This is a genomic window from Campylobacter sp. P0085, from assembly GCF_002139495.1.
GTDB classification, from domain to species: domain Bacteria; phylum Campylobacterota; class Campylobacteria; order Campylobacterales; family Campylobacteraceae; genus Campylobacter; species Campylobacter devanensis.
Window position 1 is genome coordinate 1 of the sequence record NZ_MJKB01000009.1, and the last position, 19,284, is coordinate 19,284.

At 32.6% G+C, this 19,284-nt stretch carries 20 protein-coding genes; 4 read left to right on the forward strand and 16 right to left on the reverse strand.

Annotated elements, in window-relative coordinates; all coding sequences use genetic code 11:
- Positions 1 to 1,037 (reverse strand): glycosyltransferase family A protein (locus CIGNP85_RS08035; RefSeq protein WP_141031753.1); only part of this gene is annotated, 1,037 nt, incomplete at its 3' end.
- Between the two features lie 15 nt (positions 1,038 to 1,052).
- Positions 1,053 to 2,270 (reverse strand): glycosyltransferase family 2 protein, encoded by a 1,218-nt coding sequence (locus tag CIGNP85_RS08040; protein WP_086287819.1) that lies wholly within the window; start codon positions 2,268 to 2,270, stop codon positions 1,053 to 1,055.
- A 197-nt stretch (positions 2,271 to 2,467) separates the two neighbouring features.
- Between CIGNP85_RS08040 and CIGNP85_RS08045 the strand changes: the two genes are divergently transcribed.
- Genes CIGNP85_RS08045 through CIGNP85_RS08060 form a run of 4 tightly spaced genes read left to right on the forward strand, consistent with a single transcriptional unit; the run spans position 2,468 to position 3,865 of the window.
- Complete coding sequence (locus tag CIGNP85_RS08045; RefSeq protein ID WP_086229962.1) at positions 2,468 to 2,773, forward strand: hypothetical protein; 306 nt, start codon at positions 2,468 to 2,470, stop codon at positions 2,771 to 2,773.
- A 13-nt stretch (positions 2,774 to 2,786) separates the two neighbouring features.
- Complete coding sequence (locus CIGNP85_RS08050; RefSeq protein ID WP_086287821.1) at positions 2,787 to 3,068, forward strand: hypothetical protein; 282 nt, start codon at positions 2,787 to 2,789, stop codon at positions 3,066 to 3,068.
- Positions 3,061 to 3,384, forward strand: coding sequence for a class II aldolase/adducin family protein (locus CIGNP85_RS08055; protein WP_086287823.1), 324 nt, complete (start codon positions 3,061 to 3,063; stop codon positions 3,382 to 3,384). The genes CIGNP85_RS08050 and CIGNP85_RS08055 overlap by 8 nt, the downstream gene beginning before the upstream one ends.
- Entirely contained in the window at positions 3,374 to 3,865 is a 492-nt protein-coding gene (locus CIGNP85_RS08060; protein WP_201790157.1) for a class II aldolase/adducin family protein, read from the forward strand. The genes CIGNP85_RS08055 and CIGNP85_RS08060 overlap by 11 nt, the downstream gene beginning before the upstream one ends.
- A 65-nt stretch (positions 3,866 to 3,930) precedes the next feature.
- Here the strand turns inward: CIGNP85_RS08060 and CIGNP85_RS08065 are convergent, their stop codons facing one another.
- The 14 genes from CIGNP85_RS08065 to CIGNP85_RS08130 all read right to left on the reverse strand — a co-directional run bounded on the left by CIGNP85_RS08065 (position 3,931) and on the right by CIGNP85_RS08130 (position 18,413).
- The gene (locus tag CIGNP85_RS08065) at positions 3,931 to 5,604 is read right to left on the reverse strand and encodes a polysaccharide biosynthesis/export family protein (RefSeq protein ID WP_086282800.1); all 1,674 of its coding nucleotides are present in this window, start codon (positions 5,602 to 5,604) and stop codon (positions 3,931 to 3,933) included.
- Between the two features lie 111 nt (positions 5,605 to 5,715).
- On the reverse strand, positions 5,716 to 6,078 hold the full coding sequence (locus CIGNP85_RS08070) for a hypothetical protein (protein WP_086234121.1): 363 nt from the start codon (positions 6,076 to 6,078) through the stop codon (positions 5,716 to 5,718).
- 5 nt (positions 6,079 to 6,083) lie between these two features.
- A complete protein-coding gene (locus CIGNP85_RS08075; RefSeq protein WP_086287826.1) occupies positions 6,084 to 7,439 on the reverse strand; it encodes a cytochrome P450 in 1,356 nt (451 codons plus the stop codon).
- Between the two features lie 10 nt (positions 7,440 to 7,449).
- Positions 7,450 to 8,550 (reverse strand): hypothetical protein, encoded by a 1,101-nt coding sequence (locus CIGNP85_RS08080; RefSeq protein ID WP_086287828.1) that lies wholly within the window; start codon positions 8,548 to 8,550, stop codon positions 7,450 to 7,452.
- A 119-nt stretch (positions 8,551 to 8,669) separates the two neighbouring features.
- Positions 8,670 to 9,851 carry a replication-associated recombination protein A gene (locus CIGNP85_RS08085; RefSeq protein ID WP_086287830.1) on the reverse strand — a complete coding sequence of 394 codons (1,182 nt, stop codon included), beginning with the start codon at positions 9,849 to 9,851 and terminating at the stop codon, positions 8,670 to 8,672.
- Between the two features lie 168 nt (positions 9,852 to 10,019).
- The gene (gene tpx / locus CIGNP85_RS08090; RefSeq protein WP_086225446.1) at positions 10,020 to 10,544 is read right to left on the reverse strand and encodes a thiol peroxidase; all 525 of its coding nucleotides are present in this window, start codon (positions 10,542 to 10,544) and stop codon (positions 10,020 to 10,022) included.
- A gap of 72 nt (positions 10,545 to 10,616) precedes the next feature.
- Positions 10,617 to 11,021 (reverse strand): RDD family protein, encoded by a 405-nt coding sequence (locus CIGNP85_RS08095; protein WP_086234116.1) that lies wholly within the window; start codon positions 11,019 to 11,021, stop codon positions 10,617 to 10,619.
- Positions 11,018 to 11,629, reverse strand: coding sequence for an orotate phosphoribosyltransferase (gene pyrE / locus CIGNP85_RS08100; protein ID WP_086225448.1), 612 nt, complete (start codon positions 11,627 to 11,629; stop codon positions 11,018 to 11,020). Before pyrE ends, CIGNP85_RS08095 begins: the two co-directional genes overlap by 4 nt.
- 1 nt (position 11,630) lies before the next feature.
- On the reverse strand, positions 11,631 to 12,188 hold the full coding sequence (gene frr, locus CIGNP85_RS08105; protein ID WP_086225449.1) for a ribosome recycling factor: 558 nt from the start codon (positions 12,186 to 12,188) through the stop codon (positions 11,631 to 11,633).
- 10 nt (positions 12,189 to 12,198) lie between these two features.
- Positions 12,199 to 12,549, reverse strand: coding sequence for a preprotein translocase subunit SecG (gene secG / locus CIGNP85_RS08110; protein WP_086225450.1), 351 nt, complete (start codon positions 12,547 to 12,549; stop codon positions 12,199 to 12,201).
- Between the two features lie 86 nt (positions 12,550 to 12,635).
- On the reverse strand, positions 12,636 to 13,325 hold the full coding sequence (locus tag CIGNP85_RS08115; RefSeq protein WP_086225451.1) for a Bax inhibitor-1/YccA family protein: 690 nt from the start codon (positions 13,323 to 13,325) through the stop codon (positions 12,636 to 12,638).
- Between the two features lie 87 nt (positions 13,326 to 13,412).
- Positions 13,413 to 15,977 (reverse strand): autotransporter outer membrane beta-barrel domain-containing protein, encoded by a 2,565-nt coding sequence (locus CIGNP85_RS08120; protein ID WP_086287832.1) that lies wholly within the window; start codon positions 15,975 to 15,977, stop codon positions 13,413 to 13,415.
- Between the two features lie 245 nt (positions 15,978 to 16,222).
- On the reverse strand, positions 16,223 to 17,896 hold the full coding sequence (locus CIGNP85_RS08410) for a hypothetical protein (RefSeq protein WP_179187408.1): 1,674 nt from the start codon (positions 17,894 to 17,896) through the stop codon (positions 16,223 to 16,225).
- Positions 17,897 to 18,215: 319 nt separating this feature from the next.
- Positions 18,216 to 18,413, reverse strand: a complete 198-nt coding sequence (locus tag CIGNP85_RS08130; protein ID WP_086229949.1) for a hypothetical protein — start codon at positions 18,411 to 18,413, stop codon at positions 18,216 to 18,218.
- Between the last annotated feature and the right edge of the window lie 871 nt (positions 18,414 to 19,284).

The following is a 19,284-nucleotide window of genomic DNA, read 5'->3' on the forward strand; positions in this document are numbered from 1 at the left end:
TCTTCTTTTTCTTCATTAGAATAAAAACTAAAATTATCTTTATTAATATTGTCTTTAATAAACCAAATCAAATCATATAAAATAGTTTGTTGGGTAAAGACTGGGATAGATTGAAGCAACTCCTCGTTTTGTAGTAGTAGTAGTAGATATCCATTTTTGATTAGCTGTTTTTTATAAGCGGCTTCTATGTTATCTAGCGTAGAGCTTCCATCTCCCCTTTTTCTATAATAGTATTTTGCATTTTTTAAAAAAGCACTTTTTTTATTTAAATTTTGTATCAATAGTAAATTTAAAAAATATCCATCTTCAAAATTTGAAATCTCTTCATTAAAAATTGGTTTAATTTGTTTTGTATTTTTTATAGTATTTAAATTTACAAAAGCAGTCGCAGCAGAAAGCTGAATGTTTTTATTTAAATTTGAATTAGGCAATATAGTTATATTTTCTTGAAATTTAAATTTTAGCGGATGTGTATCTTTATAAGCCTCATGCTTTTCAAAATAAAAAATAAGATTACAAGCTATCATAGAGATGCTATCATCCCTATTCTTCGCCAAAAACTCATCTACTTCATAAAAATAATCCCTATCTAAAAAATCATCTGGATCAGTAAATGTAACCCAAGTAAATTTATCTTTTAGATTGGGGTCTTCTTGGAGTAGTTTTAGCCCTAAATTTCTAGCACTTGCTTGGCCGCCATTTTCTTTATAAATGTATGTTATGTTTTTTGGATATTTTTTTTGATATTTTTTTATGATATTTGCGCTATTATCGATTGAGCCATCATCAACTAAGATTATATGGATATTATTTTTAAAATCCAATCTTTGATTTATGATCGATTTAAAGTAATCATCCAAATACTTCTCTACATTATAAATAGCAGAAACAATAGCGTATTTACAATATCCATATTTTTTCTTTGGGGTTGCGGATTTGACTTTGTTTTTTAATGGAATATATCTTTTTAAAAACATATCTTTAAAAAATAGCTTTGGCTCTCTTTTTAGCTTATTAATCTTTTTTTGTAGTGACATTTATGCTCCAATATATCAATAAATTTTACTTATCAAAATTCCTAATTTATAAGATTTATGTTTTAGCACTCTTAATGCATAATCTTTATCCCAGTAGTTATCTATATCAAATTCATATTTTTTAGTGTAGGTTTTGTCTTTTAAAATTTGATAGATATAAAATGGGGTTTTTAAAAAATGTGAAAATGAAATTTTCGAGCTAATTAGTATTAAGCCAATCCAGTAATACACACTAGAATGCACTAGAGCGAAGGCTCCGATATTATGCTCTTTGGCGTATTTTTTAGCTATAGGTAGATATCTCTTATACCCAAGCGGATCATTTGAGAAATTTGATAAATTCAAAGTCAGCATACAATAACGATTTAAAAAGGTTTTTTCTAAAAATTTATATGTATTTTTATTGTTTTTAAAATCCTTAATGGCAGATGAGAGCATAACAGCAGCACCGCCACAGCGATAATATTTAGAAAATATCATAGGATTATCATAAAAATATTTTAGATATTGTTTTAACCTAGATGGGACTAGGCTATTGATTTTACCGCCGTAATTAATAGTGCTATCTTTTCTTATTGTGTAGTTATAGAGCTTTTTAGGCAGGATGCTAATTTTATTAGCCTTAGCAAACAATACAATCCCAAAATAGTTATCCTCGCCGTGAATATCTAAAAATCTTAAATTTATATTTTTTAGATAATTAACATCTATCATCACCCAGCAGCCACTAGCAAAGCTATGTAAATTCATATTTTGGTTTAATTCTAACCACTCTTTATTTGAGATGATGGTTTTGTCTTGAAGATTATAGTTTTCAATACTAGTTGGGTGATTATGCGGTTTGGAATTGATAAATTTATATCTAAAATCAAACCATATAAAGTCAGAATCACCAACATTTGCTATCAATTCTTCTATGCAATTTTCATCTATATAGTCATCAGAATCGACAAAGAGTATATAATCTGTTTTATCTATGTTTAAAAAATGCTCTATACCTAAATTTCTAGCCACACCTTGACCGGAATTTGGTATTTTAGTAGTTGTAAATCTTGCGTCAGTTGCGATGTAAGATCGGATGATCTTATCTACATTTTTATCTGTGCTACCATCGTCTATGAGAAATATTTTGATATTTTTATAAGCTTGTGAAGATATAGAATTTAGGCATTTATCTAGGTATTGACTAGTATTATAAATAGGCACTATCACGCCGACGCTTTTATCGCTCATATTTCTTACCAAACCTAAAAATGATTAACTAATTCGAAATTATATCGAAATTTATTTTAAATAAATATAAAAAAATTATTATAAAAAATAATATTCCATAATAATTAATATAAATATTTCCAACTAGTATTGAAAGCTATAATCTACAAAACAAAACTATCATCTCAAATAAAGAGTGGTTAGAATTAAGCCAAAATATGAATTTACATAGCTTTGCTAGTGGTTGCTGGGTGATGATAGATGTTAATTATCTAAAAAATATAAATTTAAGATTTTTAGATATCCACGGCGAGGATAACTATTTTGGGATTGTATTGTTTGCTAAGGCTAATAAAATTAGCATCCTGCCTAAAAAGCTCTATAACTACACAATAAGAAAAGATAGCACTATTAATTACGGCGGTAAAATCAATAGCCTAGTCCCATCTAGGTTAAAACAATATCTAAAATATTTTTATGATAATCCTATGATATTTTCTAAATATTATCGCTTATGTAGCTGATGCAGTTAGTGCTTTGCTTTTTATATTATTAAATGGTGTAAAATCTGAAGTTTACAATATAGCTAATACAAATTCAATAGCCACAATAGCTCAATATGCTCAAATCTTAGCAAATATAGCCAAGGTAAATCTTAAATTTGAATTACCAGATGAGATAAAACAAAAAGGATATTCTAAACAAGCAGATTCCGTTTTATCAGCTCAAAAGCTGATTGATATAGGATGGAGTCCACTATATGACATAAATATTAGCTTAGAAAATACTTTTAAAATAAAAAAGGAATTAGATGTTTAAAGAGCTAAAAGAACAAGTTTTTAGAGCGAATCTAGATCTTGTTAAATATAATCTTGTGATATTTGCTTGGGGCAATGTGTCAGCCAGAGATGGAGATTGCATTGTTATTAAGCCGTCTGGCGTAGAATATGATAAAATGAAAGTTAATGATATGGTTGTTTTGGATTTAGATGGAAATAAAATTGAAGGAAAATATAATTCATCTTCTGATACTCCAATCCATCTAGAACTATATAAAGCATTTCCCAATATGAAAGGTATTACACATACTCATTCTAACTATGCATCTCATTTGCTCAAGCTGGTTGCGAGATAAAAGCTTTAGTACTACACATGCTGATTATTTTTACGACTCCATTCCTATTGCTCGTCATTTAAATGAAGTAGAAGCAATAGAAAATTATGAGAAAAATACTGGAAAAGCGATAATAGAAACCTTTACTAATATAGATTATATGGTAATTCCAGGTGTTTTAGTAAGAAGTCATGGAGTATTTGCTTGGGGTAAAAGTGCAAGCGATTCAGTAATACCATTTGAAGAAAGAATAGAGATAGTAAGAAATATAAAATATGTAGATGCTGCAATACCACAAGAGGAACTAGATAAGTTTAAAATGTGGGAGAAGCTACATTTTGATGTTCTTTTTGTTGGTGATGATTGGTTTAATGCTCCAAGTTGGAAAGAGATGGAGGCTAAATTTAATGAAGTTGACGTTCGGATTGTCTATTTTCCATATACCAAAGGCACCAGTTCTACAATTTTAAATGATACGCTTATAAAGTTAAGAGAGCAATAGTCGATAGATTAGTTAGAATATAACTTTAAGCATTAGATAAACAAAATCTGTTTATCTAATTGCTATTATAAATCTACCACAACCTTAGCAGCGATTGCTAGTTGATATAAAATTTGAGTTAAGATACTTGTAGCTTGAAGAGTTTTACCCTCGACTTTTGGTAATACCAAAATTGAATCTCCAGGATAGACATTCTCGCCACTTGAAGCTCTAAATTTACCAGCTTTGCCATTAGCTGATACTAGGATAACTCTACTACTATCGGCTCTAGCACTTAGATCTCCGGCCATCTCGATATAATCTTCTATATCAGAATCAGCCACATGAGTAAACGCCCCTGGCATAGAGACTTCGCCTTGGACAATTACTATGTTATCCTTAGTTGGGATATATATCGTATCATCTTCTTGCAAAACAATCTGATTTATATCATCTTTATTGCTAATTACTACTTGACCTTTTGGTTCAACCTGCCTAGCGCGTTCTATAAACTCCAAAATAGATTTAGCTTCAGCAGCTCTGATTTGAGCTTCTTGCGTAGTAGCTGATGATGTCGTAAGAGCGATAGACTCTAGCTCCCTTAGATGTGAATCTATAAGATTTTTTTGCATTTTTGCTACACTTTTTCTAAAAAGTTGAATAGCATCTACATTAGACTGCGCATTAAATCCAATCTTTTCCATAAGCTCGCCAAGCGTAGTCCCTTTAGGTACAACAATCGCACGAGCTCCGCTATGTTCGCCATCTATATTTATACGCACTTCAGTTGCAGCATGGTCAGTCATAAACTCCACAGCATCTCCAGCCCTTAACTTCACAGAATCAAATTTTGTTAAAGGATAACTAGTAATTTGAATTTGGCTATTATTATAGCTTTTTACTATAGCTTGGGTTACTACTGGCTTAATTCCTGCTAGTCTTGCTAGCTCTTTTAGGCTCATTGAGTTATTTTTAGCCTCAAATCTATATGAGCGTAGCACTTCGCCACTAGCACTCATATATGCTCCCACACTACCAACCAAGATCACATCGCCATTTTTTAAAGCAAACATCTCAATCTTGCCATCAACCATAAAATCATACAGATCTATACTCTTATATGGCTGGTTATTTCGCACTACAGTAATATTGCGAAAGCTTCCATATTGTGGATTTATACCGCCAGCTTTATCTATAAACTGTATAAGAGAATCTGAACTAAGCCCTTGATAAAGGCCTGGCTTATTTACATTACCAGTAACAAATATAGATACATTTTGATAAATTCCCATATCAGCATATACATGCACATTCTCTTTAAATACTTTTTTTACACTTTTTGAAATTACATTAACTAAATTTGAATTTTTCACACCAAGAAGCTTAATAACCCCAACTTTTGGTAAAAATATATTGCCTTGTGAATCGATAGTAAGCTGCTGTTCAAACTCATATGCGCCCCACAACTTAACATTTACAATATCGCCAATAGCTAAAATATAATCAGGATTATAAATATGCTGGCTTACCATTGTAAAGTTGCCATTAAATAAATTTTCACCAAAAACCATTTGAATTGGCTCTGTGGCACTTATAGTGAGATTGGCATCTTGTGGGATTAGCGCAGCTTGAGATTGCGAGTTTGCAATTTGAGCTTGAGAATTTACCGTAGCTGAATTGACTGAATTTATAGAACTAACAGGTGCAATTGCTATTGCTGCAGTAGCAAAAATAGTCAAAATTGATAATATTTTTTTCATTTTTTAATCTTTCAAATTCCAAATACTAAGTGCTAAATTTTACTTAAAATCAAGTAATAAAGAGCTTAAAATTATGTTTTTAAATATTTACATATCCAAATTAAATTGTTATTATTTTTTCTTTATACCTATTGTCTGTTCATTTAGCCTCCTGCTAAGCATCAGATCTATAATTGGTTGCTCTCTTTTATTGGCTCTTTGGCAGTGGTTTTTTTGAAATTTATCGGTGATGAAAATAACAATTTTAGCCCATCTTTTATGACGCATTCTCCATGCGTGACTAGAAACTGACTCCCATGCATATCCATTAAATACAGCTGCATTGACAAAGTGATCAAGCGCTCTAACTGCCTGTCTAGCACGAGCTGGATTACCAAAAGTCCCTACAATAGCAATATAGATATAACCCACTACAGCTAGTGGGACAAGTACGCATAAAAGCGCCGTCCCAGCTAACTTCTCTTTAAATCTCAAACTTGCTACCTTTTGCTCATCTTAATCATCATTCCATTGGCTGAGCGAACTGTGAGCCTACCGACAACATCAGGGATAAACCCATCTTTTAGCTCCAACTTAAATTCGCGTAAAATATTAGCTAAAATTATAATCGCCTCTTGCATAGCAAAGCCTTGTCCGATACAAATTCGCTCACCTAACCCAAATGGCATATATTTTTCTTTTGGAATATTTTCATTATGTCTATCTGGTCTAAACTCATGTGGAGCATCCCAAAAATCATCATGCCTATGAATTAGCCATGGTGCAACGACAACTCCTGAACCTTTTTGCAGCACCTTATCTCGTATTTTAGCCTCGCCTTTACTTTGACGAGCAAAGAATCCAACTGGCGGATATAGTCTTAGAGCTTCTTTAAAGACATTAGTTAAATACTTCATCTCTTTAATATCTGAAATGCTAAATTTGCCATCTTTATTAATGCTAATTATCTCATTATATGCTTTTTGCTGAGCGTCTTGATCAAGGCTTAAACAGTATAGAGTCCATGTTAGAGAGCTTGCTGTTGTCTCATGGCCTGCTAAAAATAGCATTGATACTTGATCTAAAATCTCTTCAAAACTAAAACGCTCCCCGCTACTAGCATCTACTGTATGTAAAAGCGATGAGAGAATATCACAATATGTATCGCTCTCATAATTTTCATATCTAGGTTTAATGATATCTGAAAGACTCTTTCTAATTACAGCTCCAGCTTTCATTCTTTTATTTTCTCCAAGAATATTTGAAAGCCATTGTGGCACACAAAAAAACTTCCTAATAGCTGTTCTAGCAGTCTCTTCTTGAAATGTTACAAATGCATGCAATATCTCTTTGCCTTTTATCTCATCTAGCTTAGAACTCATAATAGTACGAAATATTACATCTGCAGTTACAAAGGTCATATGCTCATCAACCTCAATAATAGATCCATCAGGATATTTTCTAAATCTATCCATCATATCAGCAGCCGCACTACTCATCAGATCAAAAACTTTACTAATCCTAGTCATCTCAAAGCTAGGCCGCAAAAGCTCTCTTTGCTTTTTCCACACCTCGCCATTAGTAGTAAAAATACTAACGCCCAAAAGGGGCTTTAAAAGCTCATGGAGCATATCGCTTTTTGGGAATTCCTTGACATTATCTACCATAATTTTACGAACTTCTTTAGGATCATTTACTACAAAAAGGTCAAATCCAGGCATCTTAACTCTGCCAGCTCTCATCTTATAGCTTTTTTCATATAAACCATCTAGCCACGATCTGCGCTTGAGCAAAAATGTCGTTATTAGCCCAGCTTTGCTACTATGCGGTTTTGGGTGAAATGGACAAACTCCCATAATTGACTCCTTAAAATTTCTTATCTTCAAGTTTATCTGGGTCTATGGTTAGATAAAAATAATCATACCCGCCACGAATTTGAGTTGCTTTAAGATACAAAAAATGAACTTGATACCACTTATATCTTATATTTTTGTATGTTTTTTTATCATAAATTTTAAAAAATCCAACTGATATTAGCTTTGGTGATTTAGCATTTTGTCTTAAAAGCTTGATATAATCTACCTTAAAAAAGCACGCTCCATCAATCTTAGAGCTAAAATCCAGCCAGGTGATGCCAGAATTTGCTACTATCTCAAGCTCTTTTTTAAATTTATCTGCGTATTTATGAAATGATACAAGCGGGATACATCCGCCTATTAAAACAAGCTTTAAATTTGATATATTTAGCCCTTCAATCTTGCTTTTTTCTATCACTCTTGCCACGCTACTAATAGCTATAATCGCCCCAACGCTATGTGCTACTATCATCACTTCGTCATTGGTATTTTGGTTATTTTTTAAGCTTTTTATAATCTCATTAGCAAAGCTCTCATTTCTCTCATCTGCACCTTTAATCTCGCTTCTAGCATATTTATAACAAAATCTATAAATGCTAAGTAGCCAAAACATCCCCGCATTCATTCCTAGATAAAATATCCCTTTAGTAGCTAGATAAAAGAGCAAAATAGAACAAATAATCCACAAAATATAATTTTGGATAAAATAGCTAAGCCCGTAACAAAAAAATCCCGTCAAACAATATGATAACAATATAAAAACTATAGGATAATATCCAGCAATCAATTGAGTGCGTGAGTATCTAGCTACCATATAGACAGCGCCGGATATAGGGTAATTAAAGAGCGCCACAAATAAAGCCCCAAAAACTTCAAAAAATCTTTTACAGAAATGCTCTTTTACTATATCATTCCAAATGAGAAAATTATATTTGGTTTTAACGCCCTTATAATCGACATTAAAATATGGTGAATCATCTATTTGGAATTTGCTTATATTTAGCTCATTTTGTTCTATTGCGCTTGTTTTATGGATATTGTTTTTAAAGATGGAGTAGTAGTATTTTGGGCTTCTAGGATCAAATCCAGCTATATAAAACACTTCTCGCACTACACCCCCCTATTTTTATTTTATTAATTATGAAATTTATAAAGCGGCTATTCTAGCAAATTTAATCATAATCAATACTTAAATTAAGATTAAAAATACCCTATTAGCCTCACTATAAACTAGTTTTTAAATTTGATTTTTTCTATCCAATCATCTAGAGTTTTTTCAAATCCAATAGAGTTGCTATAATAGAATTTAATATCTTTTTGCATATATTTTTGCTCTACCCATCCACCAAAATCATGCGGATATAGATAGTCTTTTTTGGCCTCATCTGTATTAATAAGATATGGTGGCACTGGTAAGGCTGGATTTTTAGCTATATAATCAAGTGCGAAATTTATAGCCTTGTAACTAGAGTTGGATTTAGGCGAGCTAGCTAGATAGACGGCACATTGACTTAGGATAATTCTAGCTTCTGGATAGCCTATTTTTGATACTGCTAGCATGGTATTTGTGGCTACATTTAGGGCATTTGGATTGGCATTGCCTATATCCTCACTAGCAAAAATCACCATCCTTCTAGCCAAAAATTCAGGCTCCTCCTCAGCTGCTATGAGTCTTGCTAGGTAGTATATCGCCGCATCGATATCACTACCCCTTAGGCTCTTTATCATCGCACTTATTAGGTTATAATGAGTATCTTTACTGCTGCTACCTTCGCTAAAGCTAGAGCATCTTAAGGTTTTTAAAATCTTTAAATTTATATTTTTATCCACACTTAGAGCGTATTCTAGTAAATTTAGCATACTTCTAGCATCGCCACCACTAGAGCTAATGAGATAATCCTTAGCACTCTCATCAATCTCAAAATATACACTCTTTTGAATATCAGTTAATAAAAGCTCCAAATCTCTATATGATAGCGGTTTAAACTCAAATATCATCATCCTAGAGCGGATTCCGCTACTTACAGAGAATTTGGGATTTTCGGTGGTGGCGCCAATTATAATACATTTTTTATCTTCCATTGGGATTAAAAGCGTCTCTTGTTGAGTCTTGCTAAGGCGATGAAATTCATCGATAAATATAAGTGGCAAATATAGTGAACCATCAAATTTAGCTATGATTTTACGGACTTCTTCGCTTTTTAAATTCGCCCCATCAAGCTCGAAAAATTCATAATCCATCTCCTTAGCAATGATCTTAGCCATCGTAGTTTTTCCACTTCCGGCTGTGCCGTAAAACAAGCTATGTGGTATATTTTTATTCTCTATAAATTTCGTAAAAATTTCTCTAATATCATCTTGACCTACCATTTGGCTGATTTTTGTCGGTCTAAATTTAAGGCTTAAATTCATATTTTTCCTTCTATCTATGATGGTTGAGTGAAATTATACAATAATAAAAATCTTTAAATAGCTAAATAGTAGAAAATGGATTGAAATAGCGATAGATTAGCGAAATTCAAAAGCGATTATGGCTCCAAATTTCGCTAAAAAGCGTGATATAATAACGCTAAAATTCAGTTAGTGAGAGCAGCCGCAACCGCAACCACCGCCGATAGCTTTCAATGCTGCGTCGTAGTTTGGCTCAGTTGTGATTTCGCTAACTAGCTCTTTATAAACTACAACACCATTTGGATCAATTACGAAAATAGCACGAGTTAGCAATCCAGCAAGCGGACTACTAGCTAGCAAAACACCATACTCTTTACCGAATTTAGCACCTCTAAAATCACTAGCCACTCTTAAATTTTCGATTCCTTCAGTCGAGCAAAATCTTCCCATAGCAAATGGAAGATCTAGCGATATAACCGTAGCTTCAACATTGCTTTTGCTAGCTACTTTTTGGTTAAATGTTCTAGCTTCAGTCGCACAAACTCCTGTATCTAGGCTTGGGACTACTATTAGGACTTGGAATTTTCCACTTGCACCGCCTACTTTTAGGCTAGATAGATCCTTAGCTACTAGATCAACTTCTGGTGCTCTTTGGCCTACATTTACAACATTTCCTTCTAATTCTACTGCTGTACCTTTGAAAGTTACTGACATATTAAATCCTTAATTAAATTTGTAAATGCAATAATATCAAAATTAAGATAAATAAACTCTTAATATCTAAATTTAGCCTTTTTGTACAACGATTGTCCCGGCTAAAAGATCATGTAAATTTCGCTTATCCTTTCTAAAAAAGCAAAAAAATGATCCCCCTATAATAAAGGTAGTTATAAAGAAAAAGTATCTAAGAATATAAATAAGCAAATTAGCCTTTTTGCCATTTAGGCCAACTAGGTAGATCCCTTGTGCCTTATACCCAGGACTTTGAGCCTTAAAAGCAAAAAATAGAGATTGTATCAGCCCAAAAACTAGCCAAACCAAAAATATAGCCAACTGATTACTTTGAAATTCATCTTTGCCGCTTAAAACTACATAAGTCATTATATACAAAAGAGGGGCAGCGATAAAGAACATATCCATAATAAATGCCTTTACCCTGCTAAAAATATTTGCGGCTACTGCCTTACTCATGCGTTGCCACGGCTCCCAGGCTTGAATGCTTTTGAGCCATTTTTACACAATGGACAAGACTCTGGCGGATAAATTTCAAATTCGAAATTCCCAAGAGCAAAAAGCGGTTTATCAGCTGGGAGCTTACAGCTATCTTTTCTCTCATTATTTAATCCACTAACAGAGCAAAATCCTCGATTTGCAAGCGCCGCAAACCCTACTACAACGCCACCTAAACTCTCAATAATCTTAGCACTTTCTAAGGCTGAGCCTCCAGTAGTTATTATATCTTCGCATATTATAAATCTCTCGCCCTCTTTTACGCTAAATCCACGTCTAAGGCTCATCACGCTATCTACCCTTTCAGTAAAAATAAATCTTTTTTTACCAGCTCTAGCTAGCTCATATCCGGCCAAAATTCCACCAAGCGCAGGCGAACAAACACTATCAAATTCAACCCCAGCCTCAGCAATTTTAGCAAATAACTTATCGCACAAAACGCCTGTTAAAATCGGATCTTCTAAAACCTTTGCACTCTGCAAATAAAATTGTGAGTGGTTACCACTACTTAGTAAAAAATGTCCCTCTAAATATGCTCCAGCATCTTTGTAAATTTGTTCTAAATTCATATCAAACCTTTAAAAGTTCAGCTTCTTTATCTTTTACTATTTGATCTACTTTGGTGATATAATTATCGGTAATTTTTTGTACCTCATCATAGCCTTTTTTGATCTCATCTTCGCTTAGAGTTTTATCTTTTTCTATTTTTTTGATATCATCATTAGCATCTTTGCGAATGTTTCTAATAGCTACTTTTGCTTTTTCGCCCATAGCTTTTGCCTCTTTGGCATTTTTTTGACGATCTTCAGTTGTCATAGGGGGGAAAAATAGCTTAACACTCTCGCCATCGTTATTTGGATTTACGCCTATATTTGCCGCTTGGATCGCCGCAGTGATAGTTTTTAGCATAGATTTTTCCCATGGAGTAATGGTAATTGTGCTAGCATCAGTAGCCAAAACGGTGGCAACTTGATTTAATGGAGTAGAGCTTCCATAGTAATCTACATGTACATGATCTAAGATATTAATACTTACCTTACCTGTGCGAAGTGTTGCAAAATCACGCTTTAGAGCCTCTAGCGCTTTGTCGTTGTGTAGTTTTTGGTTGTTGTAAATTTCATTTAGCATATCTATCCTTTTAGTTGGCTGTTGTGTTATTTTCAGCTGTTGGTGCCGCTGGTGCTGCAGGTATTATGTTGGTATTTGGGGCTTGCGGTGCTTGGATTGAGTCAAATTTAGCACTATCAACTACAGAATCACGCAAAGATTGATTATATGTATATCCAAGGGCTATGGTATTAACAACAAACAAAAACCCCATAAAAAATGTAAATTTAGCTAAAAATCCAGCTGGACCCTTAGCGCCAAATAGACTCTCATTACTTCCGCTATAAGCTCCAAGACCCATAGAAGCACTCTTTTGTAGTAATATGACAATAGTCAAAATCACTGCTAGCAAAACTTGTATAATAAGAAGAATTGAACTCACGAGTATCCTTTGATTGGTGTAATTAGCTCGTGATTATAGCAAAAAAAGTTAAAAATTTAGTTAAGCCACCACAGCGGTGGCTCTGATTATTCTCGGTTAAATATACCAAGAAGATTAAGAAGAGAGATAAATAAATTTAAAATATCAAGATACAACGAAACTGCAGCAAGCACAGGGCTATCATATCCGCCACGCAAAATCATTTGAGTATCATATAAGATATAAGCACTAAATAGTATCGCACCAACTGCTGAAATGATAGTAGCTAACATTGTGCTTTGGAAAAATAAATTTAAAAGCCCAGCTACGACAATTACAATTAGTGTGATAAATAGCATTTTACCCATTGATGAAAAATCACGCTTAGTATTAAAAGCAAAAATTGTTAACCCACCAAAAGCCACAGTAGTCATCAAAAATGCTTGAGTGATGATATGCCCCATACCAGCACCGATATAGGTATTAAGCACTGGGCCAAGAGTAAGACCGCTTACAAAGGTAAATCCAAATAGCAAAAATAGAGCTAGAGTTGGATTTTTGCGTGTAAAAAATAGCCCAAAAAGCATTCCAAGCTCAAGGATTAAAAGCATCCAACTAAAGCTTTTGACATAATCAACGCCGATATATGCACCCACAGTTGCCGCTAGAAGCGAAGCACTAAGAAGCTGATAAGTTTGCTTGACAAAAGTCGCTCTAGCGCTAAAAGATTGCTCACTCTCATAAGTGCGACTAAACTCATTTTGTTGCGATGAGAGATTTCTATTATATAGACTCATTTTTCCTCCAATTTAAATTTGCGTATAAGTCTAGCAAAATAAATTTAACACTAAATAAAAATTTAAAAATATCTCACTCTACCCAGCTTAAAATGAATATCTAGCATTTAAGTTTACAGCTAAGTCTGTATCATAATCACCAAATGCAGATTTTTCTAAAGTTAAGCCAATTCTTAAATTCTCACTAGCTACCATATTTAGACCCAAATTCATAAGCATTCTAGAGTCTTTATCATTGTTTTTGGCGCTATCGCCATCTATTAGGATTTCAGCATTTTTCACCATCTCCCATTGATAGCTAAGCCCACCAAGCGCATAAGCTCTAATCTTGCCTAGCCAAACCTCTCTAGCAAAGTTAAATCCAGCCCTACCAACTAGCAAATCAGAGTCTTTAATCTCCATTTCAAACCCATTGCTATTTATAGTTGCACCGCTAGTGTTGAGATAGACAAACTCGGCTTGAGGCTCGATATAAAAATTATTAAAATCAAATCTATATCCAAATTCTCCACCCAAATAAAGCGAGTTTGTATTATAATCTGTATCCAAAAAGCTCAAACTCATATTTGGGAAGTTATAATCCATTTTATGGTTATTTCTTGTGTATTTTGCGATGGCATCCACATACCAGCCATTATCAAATACTCCAGAGATATAAAATCCACCGCCGATTGTTTTGACATCGCCTTTTGCGTTATCACCATCTATATCGCTACTTGTGTGAGTTACTGTAATACCGCTAAAGATAGATCCGCTTGAAATTTGACTTTGTTTATCAAAACCAGCTTGAACATGGGTAAATTTATTTTCAAATCCATCACTACTGCCCTGTCCACCCAAAATCCTAGCCCAGCTACCAGCGGTTGCGTTAATACCTCTTAACTCACCCATCCTTTTATTTAGGTTATTGATGTCGGCGTAGTTTATATCCATACTTAGCTTAGAAGCGTCGTTGGCTTCTTTTAGAGCTGCTTGGTTTGTAGATTTGGTTATCTCTATGCCACCATTATCATTTTTTGTAATTTTGTAATTAACCAAGCCTCTATTTAGCACAAGCGGAGCGCTTAAATTTGGGTTATATAAGGCTATATCTTTGCCGTTTTTTTGGATTTTGTATAGGGTTGTATTACCTATTGTTTCTAAGGCTAGATTAAGCTCGCTATGTTTATTTACCTCATTTTGGACAGATTGAGTAATTAAATTTGCGCCATTTTCGCTAGAGACACCGCCTTGATTATTTGAATTTCCTGAATTTCCAGTGTTGCTTGAATTTCCGTTATTGCTTTGGTTACCGCTATTTTGGCTACCTGAATTTTCAGTATTTTCAGAATTTTCGGTGTTGCTTGAGCCTTGATTGTTGGAATTTTGATTGCCGTTATTATTTGAGCCTTGGTTATTAGAATTTCCGGTGTTGTTGTTACCATTTTCTGGAGCTGTGCTACCACTACCGGTATTACCTTGATTTGTGTTTTGGTTACCAGTAGAGCCTTGATTATTTGAATTTCCTGAATTTCCAGTGTTGCTTGAATTTCCGTTATTGCTTTGGTTACCGCTATTTTGGCTACCTGAATTTTCAGTATTTCCTGAATTTTCGGTGTTATTTGAGCCTTGATTGTTGGAATTTTGATTGCCGTTATTATTTGAGCCCTGGTTATTAGAATTTCCGGTGTTGTTGTTACCATTTTCTGGAGCTGTGCTACCACTACCGGTATTACCTTGATTTGTGTTTTGGTTACCAGTAGAGCCTTGATTATTTGAATTTCCTGAATTTTCGGTGCTACTTGAGCCTTGATTGCCTTCATTAGTTGAAATTCCGCAAGCCCACTCACTACCAGGTAAAACGCTCAATAAGCAATCTTTTCTATTAGAGCTATCTACATATGTGCCGTTATTTCTAGCTTCATCTATGCTTAGATATGTAATACTATAAATCTCATAAAGATCCGTAACATAAGTATTAGTGCTAGATACATAATAGCTATAAAGAAAGCGGAAAGTTTCATTGCCCTTATTATCAGGGGCGTAGTTGCCTATAACCTCTCTTAAAGTGAGTTGGCCAGCCTTATCTTTGACAGAGTCGCTCACATAGCCTTTTTTGATCTTGCCAGTTTTCTCATCGACTTCAATCCCCCAAAGCGTAACCGTGTGAGTATCATCAGTAAGTGCAGCTACGACCTTGCCTGTTTGGAAGTTTTCTATCAAAGATTTTGTGATACCTTCACTTTGATAGTTATATCTCTCAGTCCAAAATGGCGCTCCACTAATCTTGGTTGGGCCATACTCTCTTTCTAAATATGTTGGGTTGTTGTTATTTTCGTAGATTTTGACATTTGGCGAAAACTCTTCAAGATAATAGATCATCCCACGATACGGCTGTAATCCGCCTTGAATATGTGGATATTTCTGATAAAACCAATCCGTGATAGCTTCATTACCTTGCGGTGCGCCTTCTTTTAAATTTAGATCAATGCCTACATTTTGTTGCCACCAGCCAAGAGTGTTACCAGCTACGGCGCCCCAGCATTGATTTGGGTGCTGCAAATACGCACTCCAACCACTATTTATACTCACGCCACTAGCCCAAAACTGATTCGCTGATAGAGATGAGCAAGTACATGCTAAAATAATGATTTTTGAAACTTTAGAATTCATCGTACCCCCCCCCTTTTTTTTTCAATTTAAATATATTTATTTTGGATCTTTACATTCTAACATAAAAAAACAAAACATAAAATAAATTTAATATGCGATAAAGATTTAAGTGAATTTGATTTTAGTTAATAGAAATTTAGAACAAATTTGGTGAAATTTTTAAAAATTTAGCTTGCAATAATAAAAACTACGCCAAATTTGTCATTGTAAGCCTTGCATGATAAAACATATTTTCTAAATTTATTTTATATATTAGATTTATCTTTATTTTTATGTTCTTTTTTAATTTTCATAGCTTCAAATATAAATTTAATATATCCACCTTTATACCAGTTTTTATTAGCTTTTATTAGAGCCTGACCTAGTTTATAGCTTAGGTGATTTTTAACTTTTATGGCTTTTTGGTAGCTAGTTTCTAACTCTTTGATTTTATCTTTTAGAATTTTATTTTCTGCTTCTAGCGATAGCTGCATAGATGGCTGAATTTGTGGCGTATTTTTGTTTAATTGTGATAAGATTTGAGCCTCAGTTTTTTTAATAATTTGCGGTGTTAGAACACTATCAATATGTTTAACAATATTTGGGTAGTTAGTTTCTAACTCTTTGATTTTATCTTTTAGAATTTTATTTTCTGCTTCTAGCGATAGCTGAATTTGTGGCGTATTTTTGTTTAATTGTGATAAGATTTGAGCCTCAGTTTTTTTAATAATTTGCGGTGTTAGAACACTATCAATATGTTTAACAATATTTGGGTAAAGATGACTAATATACTCATCTATAAACTCCATAGAATCTTTGAAAAATACTATATTTGGTATCAAATAAGAGCGATCTATATCTTTATCAATCTCTATATCTATATCGGTCGGAATAACACTCAAATCAAACAGCTTCATCTTTGGGTTTGGTTTGCATAAGAAAAAGGCAATTAGGTCGAAATATGGGAGAGATATTGAATTTGGAAGCCAACTATGTGCCCCATAATAAAATTCAGTGCTTGGCAATTTTTCATCATTAAATTTAATTATAAGACTGCTATCAATTATCAGCTCAGCTTGAATTTCACAAAATATATTCGATTTTGTAGTTGACTTAACAATATTTTCATTTATATTTTTTAAATGAATTGAGCCGCAATGCTCAGCAGCAAAAATACCAGAATTTGGCTTTGTAATCTCTCCATTATTTTCTAAATTCCAGCTATGCATTCCAATAATTTCATATCCATCGCAATTATTAATTGCTAAACTATTTCCTTGTTCTAAACGATAAACAATTTCGTTATACATCGAGTTGCTAGGATTAAATATTTTAAAATTACCATTTCTTTGCATATTGTCTGGCGTTAAGATTTTAAATTCAGGTAGATTAATATCTAAATTTTTATTTGAAACTTTAAAACAATCAACATTTTTAGCAATCTCTTTACCAAGATTTCTACTTACTACTGATAACTGATGAGGGCCAAATTTATTTCCAAACTGGATTATTTCATTGTTTTGATAGTAGCTTTGCATATCAACAATATTCAAACCATAATAATTAGCTAAATATCTATGCATATTGATAACTATTTGAAAATTTTTAGACCTATATGGCAACAATAATATACAAACTGGCTTTTTAAACTCATACAGAGTTGCATATAAATATTGCAAATTTTTAAATATTATATCTAAAGATAAATTTTCCTTTGGATGATTATGACCAATAAGTTCATTAATTACAGATTCAGTTATTATTAAATCGGCATTCTGTATAGCTTCTTGATTTTTTGGCCTATATATCTCATATAGATTTTGAATGCTGGTTGTTGCACCTAAAGCTAAATTTGTCACATTTGCATACTCTTTTAACCCTTTTTGCAAGCCATTTACCATTACAGAGTTACTACCACCTAATAAAACAATATTTTTCATTTAATTAAATTCCTAAATTAGATTTGCAATCAGCAGGATATCAAAAAAAAAAAAACGAGATTAGAAAAATATATTAATTAATTTATTTAATATTATATTTATATAAATTATTTTATTGTATTGTAAATTTAAGTCTTTGATGTAGCTATAAATTTAAGACTTATATGAATTGATATTCAAATAAAAAATAAAACAATCTTTTTAAATAACTTTATGCTGATAAAAATCATTATTATTTTTATACTTTTCTAATTATAAACATTAAATTTATTATCAATAATATTTATTTTATCAGATTTATTATACAATTCAAAGCAGATTAGTTATTGTTAGCAGTTTTATTAAAATATAGATAATTGCCGCTTTTAGTTTGAGATATGATAATTTTATTTTCATTATCGTTTTTGACTACTTTGTAGTTTTGAGATGTTTTTTCTTTATCATAATAGTATCCATTGTTAATTAAAATTCTATCAAGTGGTAATTTTTTAATATCTTGGTTTATGTTTTCATCCATATTATTTATCCTTCAATTATTAAAAAGATAGAGTTTAAGAAAAATTAGTAGATAATAATATAATTATATTATGGGGATTATGCCATAGGGTGGTACCCCTACGGCAAATTTTCTATCTCCATAGAGAGAAGATATCGATATATGTCATTTGCATTCATCGTAATTATACAACTTTGTATAATCGTTGTCAAGGCTTACTAGCCTTGCCCCACGAAAGTGGGGATGCAATCCCCCTATGGCTAGATCATTTATACTACTCTTGCTTTACTTATAACTTCAACAAGTTTTTGGTATTTTTACTTTTTTATAGTAATACTCTTCTTTTACATGGAAAGTTCTAAGATTATCATTGCTTCTAAAAAATCTTTCACCACTCATAAATCCTTTACTATCACAATCATAAGAGTAACTTCTTGTCTCATAGTATCTATCATTAGGATTGAATTTGCATTATATAAAACAAGACATCATTTGCAAGCATTATATTTTCTAAAAAGATGAGTTGCTTTGAGTTAGCTGCAAAATACTTGGTCATAAAGGTTTAAATGAAACATATAAATCATATGCAAAGTACTTACCAAAAAATACTACAAATATAGCAGTATTTTTGTAAAAACACTAAAACATCTAAACTTAACAACTTATAATAATAAAATATCCAAGAATTAATAAATTAGTTAAAAGATATAAAGTAAAAAGCGATTTATACCATTTCATCTATTAAGGTAAAAACAAATAAATACTAAAACTACAGATTAATAAATATAAGATATAAAGAATAAAAACAAAGCTCGCAGCAACCTACTTTTCCAGCATCCCAGTAAGGGAGAGTATCATCGGCCATGAAAAGCTTAGCTTCTTGGTTCGAGAT